This is a genomic window from Microcoleus sp. MON1_C5, assembly GCF_036701875.1.
Taxonomy (GTDB): domain Bacteria; phylum Cyanobacteriota; class Cyanobacteriia; order Cyanobacteriales; family Microcoleaceae; genus Microcoleus.
Window position 1 is genome coordinate 25,414 of sequence record NZ_JAUBRN010000063.1, and the last position, 9,391, is coordinate 34,804.

Genomic DNA, 9,391 nt, shown 5'->3' on the forward strand with positions numbered 1-9,391 from the left:
ATGCTTGTAGTATGTAATTCTATAATGTTTGTTTTTGAGGTGACAATAAATCCTGTAGGTATTAATTGGTGGAGCCTGAATGATGCGGCTGGGGTTAGCCCAACAGTTATTAAAACTCGGTAACAGCATTGCGATCGTTGACAAAGACCAGCTTGCCTGTGGCTTGGCCCGTTAAAAAATAGAGTTCTCAACGGGTAATTTAACAGATAAACTTGCTTTCCTCATAGAAATTGACATATTAACTACGGTTTTAGTCTACAGGAGACGGTTCGCTCTGTTGTAGACGTAACTGCAATGTATGTGGTGTATTTGGATGAATGCCGATGAAGCTGAAACAGGATTTCTGGGTTGGTTGGGCGATCGCCGCGATCGTCATTATTACCTCTTGTTCAGACCAAACTACCTCACAAAGGCAACAACCTGATACAAAACGTGAAACCTCACTCAGAGCAGTCACGTTAGATAAAACAAAAGTTGTGATGGGACAAACCGTATATGTCCCTATTTACTCGCATATTTATCACTACAATAGCCAGGATAATGTCATGAATTTGTCAGCTACCCTCAGTATCCGCAATACGGATCTGACAAATTCGATTATTATTACTTCCGTGCGTTACTACGATTCTGATGGGAAATTGATTAGGCAGGACATTAAGAGTCCTGTAGAACTAAAGCCGCTTGCTTCCACAGACTTTTTTATTGCAGCAGATGATACAAGTGGAGGCTCAGGTGCAAACTTTATTGTGGAGTGGGTTGCAGAAAAAACCGTTTATGAGCCTGTCATTGAAGCTGTCATGATTAGTACCTCTTCTTCTCAGGGCATTTCATTTGTCAGTCCCGCTAAAGTTCTCAAAAAACACAGGATACCAAACTGATTTTAGAGGATTCAATTATTTCTTTACAAGGAAGTTGGGTACTAGCCTATAAGTAATTGAGCGATTGCTAGCAAAAAGTTGTATTTTGTGGCGTTGCTTAATCAGGCTATGAAAAAAATAACTTGAAAATCGCGAATTTTGGTGAATACTGGTTTCTATGACTTGCTGATTTAGCCTTTCATACCCTAAATCAGCAACGCCCGCCAAATTTTCTAAAGTGTGAGAAGATGTATAATATATATTGCGTGGTGCAAACATTCAAAAAATAAAATTTAAAATCAGAAATTTAAAATCTAAAGTCGAATGAGTTACTGCCTAAATCCCAACTGTTCCAAGCCACAAAACCCTCCCGCAGCCAAAATTTGCCGAAACTGCCGTTCAAAACTGCTGCTGCGCGATCGCTACCGGGCTATAAAGGCGATCGGGCAAGGCGGTTTTGGTAGAACATTCCTCGCCGTTGACGAAGACAAACCCTCAAAGCCTCGCTGCGTCATCAAACAATTTTTACCCCCCGAAATCCAACTCATCCCATCAGCAAGTAATCGCAACAGCAAAAAAGCAGCCGAACTTTTTGAACAAGAAGCAATGCGATTAGACGAATTGGGCAAACACCCTCAAATTCCCGAACTATTAGCCTATTCTATCCAAGACAGCCGACAATATGTAGTGCAAGAATTTATCGACGGGCAAAATTTAGCCCAAATTGTAGAAACAGAAGGCACATTTACAGAAAATCAAATTCAAGATTTACTCAATAGCTTATTACCGATCCTTCACTTTATCCATTCTCACAACGTTATTCACCGAGACATCAAACCCGGAAACATCCTTCGCCGCGCCGACAAACAATTAGTTTTAGTAGACTTTGGCGCTGCCAAAATTGCCACAGGTACGGCTTTACTCAAAACCGGAACCAGCATCGGCAGCCCCGAATACATCGCCCCCGAACAAGCCAGAGGCAAAGCATCTTTTACCAGCGATTTGTACAGTTTAGGCGTAACCTGCCTGTATTTGCTAACTCAAGTTTCTCCTTTTGACCTGTTCGATCCTGGTGAAGATGCCTGGATTTGGCGACAGTATTTAGCCAACAACCCAGTCAGTGAAGAACTCGGTCACATTTTAGACAAAATGATTGCAAATGCTACCAACCGCCGCTATCAAACGGCTGTTGAAGTATTAAAAGAAATTAATCCCCCATCTGCGATCGATCTAGCAATTTCTCAAACAAATTCCAAGTTAGTAAAAGTAGGAAAAACTCCCGACCAGCCCCAACAGCAAACCTATAACTGGCAATGTCTTCACACCCTCACAGGTCACAAAAACTTAATTTACTCTGTCGCTTTTAGTCCCAACGGAGAAGTTGTAGCCAGTGGCAGCGATGACAAAACAATCAAGCTGTGGGGAGTAGAAGACGGGCAAGAAATTGTCACCCTCACAGGACACGCTAAGTCGGTTTATACAGTAGCCTTCAGTCCGGACGGACAGATGCTAGCCAGCAGCAGCCACGACAAAACAGTAAAACTTTGGCGGATGAAAGATGGACAAGAAATCCGCACCCTGATCGGTCACATTAACTCAGTTTACGGCGCAGCTTTCAGTCCCGATGGCGAAATTATTGCTAGCTGCAGTTGGGACAAAACAATCAAGATTTGGCGAGTCCAAGACGGGCAAGAAGTTCGCACGCTGGCGGGTCACACCAATTTAGTTTATTTTGTCGCTTTTAGCCCTGATGGCGAAACTCTTGCTAGCAGCAGTTGGGACAGAACAATCAAAATTTGGCGAGTTAAAGATGGGAAGCTAATTCGTACACTTACAGGTCATACAGACTCCGTTCGCTGCATAGCCTTTAGTCCAAATGGAGATTTTTTAGCTAGCGGCAGCCATGACAATACTATTAAAATTTGGTGGGTCAAAGATTGGCAAGAAGTTTTAACTATCACAGGACATTCTTGGTATGTTGATTCTATTGCTTTTAGTCCCCATGGCGAGATTCTGGCTAGCAGCAGCAATCAAACTATCAAGATTTGGCGAGTGAAAGACGGTCAAGAAATTTGTAATATTGCGGGTCATACTAACTCGGTCTATTCGGTTAATTTTAGCCCGGAAGGAGAGTTTTTGGCTAGCGGCAGCAGTGACAAAACTATTAAAATTTGGGGATGCGAGGGATAAAATAGTAGAAATTTCTTTATGACTCGGCGGTAGAAACTGCGTCTACACAAACGAAGTCGGCCTGCGCGGAGTAAAAAAAACGAGGTAAAACAATGGATACCAGCACGACTTATCGAGAAATAGTAAAACAGGTTATTCTTCAATATGCTAAACTGCGTTCCTGTCATGGAGACATTCGACTCGATCCGGTGTTGAATGAAACACGCGATCGCTATGCTCTCATGCAAGTGGGTTGGGATAGAGGACGGCGAGTGAGAGGGAATTTAATTTACATTACCCTAGAAGATGGAAAAGTTTATATTGAATACGATGGCATGGAATGTGGCATTACCCAAAATTTGATAGATCAATGTCTTCCAGAAAATGATATTGTTTTAGCTTTTCTTCCATACTCTTTAACAACTTTCAGTACCGTAGTCTAGTGATGCAGGACAAGAGAGCGAACGCAAAGGGCGATGGAAAAATAAAATCATTCTTTTCAATCTATCTGCTTCACTACCTCCACAGCTAACGCTAGCACCTCTGCAATTTGCTCATCCTTCAATCCCAACTGTCGTAATTTACCAGTCATTTCAATTTTCACTTGATTGGTGCTGTCCTGGTAGTCAGGAGTCGGAGGCTGACTTTTATCTGGGGTAGAAGTGGGTAGTCCTGAGCAACCCTTGATATAATTAATTGTGTTGCTCTCCCAAAAATTAGTAGTGTGGCGAGCGCCAAAATTTATATTCAGATTTAATTGCCTTTCTAGAACAGATTCCACATTACCTTTATCAACTGATGCGCCAAAAGCATCAGATAACATATGCAAAAGCTTGTAACCTACATCCTTAGCATGACCCGCACGACAACCGTAAGTATCTGCAATATCAGAATACTTTTGTCGATTCAGTATTCCCTCGATAATTTTACCCTGCAAGTCATTGAGATGTTTGCCTGTCTTCGCGCTGAGCACTTCATCTACAAATTGCCAGATATGGGCAGTGTCCATCCGTAGGGGTGTTAGAGAACCACAGTTAGTAGAGCAGACTTTTTCCGTCTTTTTCCGCGTTGCATCCAATTTTAGAAATACCCGTCTTTTTCCGTCTTTTTTTCCCTTTTCAGTTTTGAGCGATCGGTCTATGATGTGGAAAAGGATAAAAATCAGCTTCGCTGGAAGAAGGTAGTGTACATCTAATCCCAATCTCCAATAGCGACCTATGGGGCTTTAGTAAGTTGGGAATTGTGATCGCACTTCTAAATTATCTTAGAGATTTTGGGCGATCGCTTGTATTGGGGAACAAAATTTCATCTATCAGTTTTAAGACTGATGCGATGTCGATAGATCCGTGAGAAAGGCTGGTTTTTCGGATATCATCCGATGTTTCCGACATTGGGTCAAATTTTTCGGAAAAAATTTCGACTTAATCCGACTGACAGGGCGATCGGGTTTGAGTTTTGGTTGGGAAGAAGTTCAATAATTCTTCCTTAAGAAGGAGGTACTATGAACCGACAGTTAACTGAAATTGGAGGAATAACGGATGAAACTAACTTTAAAATTTATTTTTATATCCGCTGCTGTGCTGGTTACTGGTTTTAATGTGCACGAAGCAAAAGCGCAATTAGTTAAGTGCTTTGATGTAAGTTCGAGAACAGGTTGGCAATACTTTGACCTTGGGAGTCCATATACTCGCATAGCCAGTGTTAGTGGAGGTTGGTCTGTAGATGCGAGAAGCTATGCTCCTGTTGGTTTTCAAGGCCACAATGAGCCTGGGCTAGAGCCGTATAACCAATATAAATACGATGGAGGATATCCTTTTGGTGCGCTATTTGTAGACATTCCTATAGATGGGTATGGATATGTATGGGTGCGGGGGGTTCAACAACTACCTAAACCGATCACTCGGACTGCTATACGAATTAACGATGCTGACAATGCACTAGGAGACAATTCAGGTGTTCTCAGAGTGTGTTTTAATCGATAAGAGGGTAGGGATGCGATCGCCCCTTACTTGTTTTACCGATAGGCGATCGATGAAAAGTGTGGAGGCGATCGCACTCGATCTTTTTTCACCGATAGGGCGATCGCTCTTTTGGGCTAGACGTTAAAGCCAGTGACTGATAGCCCTCATAACTAAAAATCAAATTTTAAACAGAAGTACGATCGCGCTTCCTCCACCTCTTCAACAATTCCGGCGTCACCAAACCTTGCGGAAAAAATATTGTACCCAAAACAATCAGCACCCCAAAAATAATTAACCGCCCATCCCGCAGAAATTGTGCCAACCAAATCGGCAATCCCTGAATAGTTGCTATCCCCCTCAAAACCTCCGGCAAAGCAGTAAACACCATCCCACCCAAAACTGCTCCCAGAAAACTTCTGCTACCACCTATCAACACAGAAGTCAAGTAAATAATACTAGCATCAAAAGTACCTTGACGCGCGTTCCAAGTATTCAGGAAATGGGCACTAACTGCACCCACAACACCAGCTAAAACAGCACCTAACGTGAAAGCCAGAACCTTATAAAAAGTTGGGTTAATGCCGATTGCATCAGCCGCCAACTCATCAGCGCGGATTGCAGCAAAAGCGCGCCCCACCCGAATCCGTTCCAGCCGATACACAATCGCCATACTTACCAAAAGTAAAGGTAATACAATCCACAAATACTCGATCGGTGTCCCAAACGGTTGCGGAATCCCAAAAATGCCCACAGCCCCGCCAGTGATATCTTGATTCAGCGATAAAACCCGCAAAATTTCCACAAAAGCAATAGTTGCGATCGCCAAATAAATCCCACTTAACCGCAGCGCCGGAATTCCCACTAAAATACCCAGCAACCCCGAAACAGCCCCTGCAATTATCATCTCCAATAACAGCAGTGGCAGCGGAAATAAACCGCCGCTCGTTTGAAACACTGTGGTAGATAAAATCGCCGCAATATACCCACCCAAAGCATAAAAGCCAGGACTAGCCAAAGACAACTGACCCGTCATTAGAGGCAAATACAGGGACATTCCCAACATTGCACCCAGCAACATCGAGACAATCAGAAACCCATAAGTAGTAAAAAATGTAGCCATTTGATTTTAGATATTTTAGATTAGAAGTTATTAAGGAAAATCTGGTTAGCTTGGTTTCCAATTTGGATTTATTAAGCTAGTCTGAATATGGTCTTCCCACCGACGATTTATCAACAAATAGTCTCTAGCGTAACCTTCTACCACAAATCCCAATCTTTTAAGGAGATTGCCGCTACGCTGATTGTGAGGCATATAATTTGCCATAATGCGATGTAAATTTAACTCTTCAAAAACATATTGAATTGCAATTCTCACAGCTTCCGTCATATAACCTTTACCTTGTTGCGCTTCTGCCAGATTATATCCCAAAAAGCAGAAATGACCGGCACCTCGTACAAAATTATCAAAATTAACGTTACCGACAATATACTCATGATTAGCCTTCTCAAAAACCCACAATTTTAAAGATTTGTCAGACTTAAAGCCTTGGAAATCTTTCTCTACTTGTTTTTCCCAATAAGTTTTAGTTAAAAAATCCTCCGCCCAGTGTCGGTGCCAGGGAGTAAAAAACCTTTGATTGTCTCTGTAAAATTTAATAATTTCGCAAATATCGTCTTGATTGGCTAATCGTAAAAAAAGGCGCTCGCTTAGTATTAATGGAACTTCCGAATTCATCAAATTGCCTCTGAGGTATGAATAAATTTTCTAGGTACGTATGTAAAACTCCACCACAGTTTATACGGGCTGGTTTAGCTATAGTCTTTGCTGGAAACCCATTGTCCATTCTCAAAACCGCCCTGCCTTATTAGATGTCTTGCAAAGAATACTACACCTTTTGAATCAAACGCCGTCCAAACAAACCCTGCGGTCTAACCAATAGCATAATAAACAATATGGCAAAAGCAACAGCATCCTTATAAGCCGAAAAATCTCCAGGTACAAAAGCCTCCACCAAACCAATTATAAAACCTCCCAAAACTGCCCCAGGAATACTTCCCAACCCACCAAGCACAATCACCGCCAAACCTTTCAAACCAAAAGCAATACCAAAATACGGCCCAGCAATACTCACACTCGAACCCACCAAACTCCCCGCCAAACCCGCCAGAAAACTGCTCACAAAAAACGTCAACACAATGTATCTATCAGTATCAATACCCAATAAACTAGAAGTAGTCGCATCTTCAGCCACAGCCTGCATTGCTTTGCCAAATTTAGTAAAATTTATTAAGTAAGTTAAAACAGCTACAATCGCTACAGATACCGCAAAAATTACTATTTGAACAGTACGAATCGGAATTGGTTTATCCGCACTCCCGAAGTTAATGGCTGCCGGTAAATAGCCGTAAGTGTTAGCAGGAAAAGTGTAAATTTCCGCACCGACCAGATATTGGATGATATTGGCGATCGCTACAGCTACACCCAAACTAGAAACCACAGTCAGCAGAGGATCCGAGTGTCGTCGGCGCAAAGGTAAAAAAGCAACTCTTTCAACTATTACTCCTACCAAACCAGCCATGACACTTCCCAAAATTAACGCCACAGCAAAAGGCAACTGCACCGGAATTCGAGCGTTAGCCCACAACCCATTAAAACCGAAAGCCCCTCCCATCAGGGCATAAGTGAAATAAGCACCCAAAGTAAATACGGCACCGTGAGCAAAATTAATAATTCCCAAAATAGAAAAGACCAGCGTGTATCCCAGGGCAAAAATAGCATACACGCTGCCGATCGACAAACCATTCAAAAATTGTTGCAAAAACAGAGTTAAGTCCATAACCACTTAAGAAGTGAGCATCACACCAAAATTCTTCAACAACAAATACGTCCGCGATTTTCCCTCTTCCCTCTTACTTCTTTGGTCTTCCTGACACCTGTTACATCCGTTACATCTGTTACAAAAGCAGTGGACGAACTTCCCTCTCCCCTCATTTCAAAAACTCAAACTTACCATTATTGCCATCTGCCTCCATCTTAATCCGTGCCACATAAAACTCTTTCTGATTAATCTCACCTTCAGGGGTAAAAGAAATTTCCCCCAAAGGCGTGTCATACTTTCCACGCAACAACTGCTGATTCAAATTTGTACGCAACTCTGCTAAAGGCTTTTCGCTAACCTTAGACTGAGCATTAAGTGCCTTTAATGACTCAACAAAAACTTGTACGCCAGTAAAAGCCTGAGCGCTAAACTGAGGCGGTTCTTTCTTAAATTGAGCGCGATAAGCCTCGCGAAAAGCCTTATTAACTTCATTTTCATATTCCGGGCTGTAGGCTTGGGCAATCAAAACTCCATCACAGAGTGCTTTACAAACAGGAAATAAATTAGAAGTATTCAGACCATTGCCGCCAATTATCGCGCCTTTGTAACCCAACTCCCGCAATTGCTTAATTAAATTGCCTCCATCGGCGGCCAACCCGGAAATAATTATCAAATCGGGGTTGACATTTATTGCGTTAGTAGCTTGAGACTGGAAATCTGTATCCGTAGTCAAGAATTTTTGGACTGTTGCCAATTCCAGCCCCATATCTTTAACCGTTGTCTGAAAAGTTTCAGTCTCAGATTTGCTAAAAGCATCATTCTGAGCAAAAAACACCGCTACTTTCTTAATATTGGGATTTTGCTTCAGTGCAGCTTTAACTGCATTAGGTGCTACCACGGCCACAGGCGCGGAGACTCTGGCCACATAATCGCCAATCTGGGGAATGCCTTTAGCGGTGTTGGAGGGTCCGAGTACGGGAACTTTTGCGCGATCGGCGATCGGATCGGCACTAAAAGCTTGCTGCGAGAGAGTTGGCCCCACAATACCTACCACCTTATCCTGATTGATCAGAGTATTGAAGGCATTGATTGTCCCTTGTTCATCTCCACCAGTATCTTGGAACACCAGTCTAATCGGCGTCCCATCCACACCGCCCTTATCGTTGAAATACTTCTGAGCAATTTTAGCGCCAGCCACCTGTTCCTGACCGAGCAAAGCCACATTGCTAGTTTGCGCCACCCCAACCCCAACAGCAATAGCGGTAGAGTTCCCCGCAGCCGAACCCTCTGACGAAGTTGCTGGAGATGGCGAAGTACCTGTAGATACGGTAGTTGATGTCTGGGGAGTGTTCGTCTGACTGCAAGCGCTCAGCAGTAAAGCGCAGGTAACGAACAAGGCAGTAGGGCGAGCGGCAGGTTTTTTCATAAGCGGGCGATCGAACACATATATATAGACCATCTCTATATAGAACATCTATATGTGCAAATATTCTACCGATTCGCTGAAGAGTCCCGGCCCCAAGTGTATTTCCGGGGTCAAAAAGCAGACCCAAGCCCTAAAGAAGAGTCAGGTTTCGGCTAGCCG

9 protein-coding genes are annotated in these 9,391 nt (G+C 43.0%); 4 read left to right on the forward strand and 5 right to left on the reverse strand.

Features of this window, described 5'->3' with window-relative positions; genetic code table 11:
• Positions 1–323: 323 nt before the first annotated feature.
• From QUA71_RS23995 to QUA71_RS24005, 3 genes are all read left to right on the forward strand, one after another.
• Positions 324–878, forward strand: a complete 555-nt coding sequence (locus QUA71_RS23995) for a DUF3124 domain-containing protein (RefSeq protein WP_333288888.1) — start codon at positions 324–326, stop codon at positions 876–878.
• Between the two features lie 303 nt (positions 879–1,181).
• Complete coding sequence (locus QUA71_RS24000) at positions 1,182–3,047, forward strand: serine/threonine-protein kinase (protein WP_333288890.1); 1,866 nt, start codon at positions 1,182–1,184, stop codon at positions 3,045–3,047.
• A 92-nt stretch (positions 3,048–3,139) separates the two neighbouring features.
• On the forward strand, positions 3,140–3,469 hold the full coding sequence (locus tag QUA71_RS24005) for a XisI protein (RefSeq protein ID WP_333288892.1): 330 nt from the start codon (positions 3,140–3,142) through the stop codon (positions 3,467–3,469).
• A 56-nt stretch (positions 3,470–3,525) separates the two neighbouring features.
• Here QUA71_RS24005 and QUA71_RS24010 read toward each other — a convergent pair whose 3' ends face one another.
• Positions 3,526–4,035 carry a hypothetical protein gene (locus QUA71_RS24010; protein WP_333288894.1) on the reverse strand — a complete coding sequence of 170 codons (510 nt, stop codon included), beginning with the start codon at positions 4,033–4,035 and terminating at the stop codon, positions 3,526–3,528.
• A gap of 529 nt (positions 4,036–4,564) precedes the next feature.
• Between QUA71_RS24010 and QUA71_RS24015 the strand changes: the two genes are divergently transcribed.
• Positions 4,565–5,008 (forward strand): hypothetical protein, encoded by a 444-nt coding sequence (locus QUA71_RS24015; protein ID WP_333288896.1) that lies wholly within the window; start codon positions 4,565–4,567, stop codon positions 5,006–5,008.
• 163 nt (positions 5,009–5,171) lie between these two features.
• On the opposite strand, the gene QUA71_RS24020 is transcribed toward QUA71_RS24015, so the two are convergent.
• From QUA71_RS24020 to QUA71_RS24035, 4 genes are all read right to left on the reverse strand, one after another.
• On the reverse strand, positions 5,172–6,107 hold the full coding sequence (locus tag QUA71_RS24020; protein WP_333288898.1) for a branched-chain amino acid ABC transporter permease: 936 nt from the start codon (positions 6,105–6,107) through the stop codon (positions 5,172–5,174).
• A 45-nt stretch (positions 6,108–6,152) separates the two neighbouring features.
• Positions 6,153–6,722 carry a GNAT family N-acetyltransferase gene (locus QUA71_RS24025; protein WP_333288900.1) on the reverse strand — a complete coding sequence of 190 codons (570 nt, stop codon included), beginning with the start codon at positions 6,720–6,722 and terminating at the stop codon, positions 6,153–6,155.
• A gap of 151 nt (positions 6,723–6,873) precedes the next feature.
• Complete coding sequence (locus QUA71_RS24030; RefSeq protein ID WP_333220893.1) at positions 6,874–7,824, reverse strand: branched-chain amino acid ABC transporter permease; 951 nt, start codon at positions 7,822–7,824, stop codon at positions 6,874–6,876.
• Between the two features lie 151 nt (positions 7,825–7,975).
• Positions 7,976–9,232, reverse strand: a complete 1,257-nt coding sequence (locus QUA71_RS24035) for an ABC transporter substrate-binding protein (protein WP_333288902.1) — start codon at positions 9,230–9,232, stop codon at positions 7,976–7,978.
• Positions 9,233–9,391 lie beyond the last annotated feature (159 nt).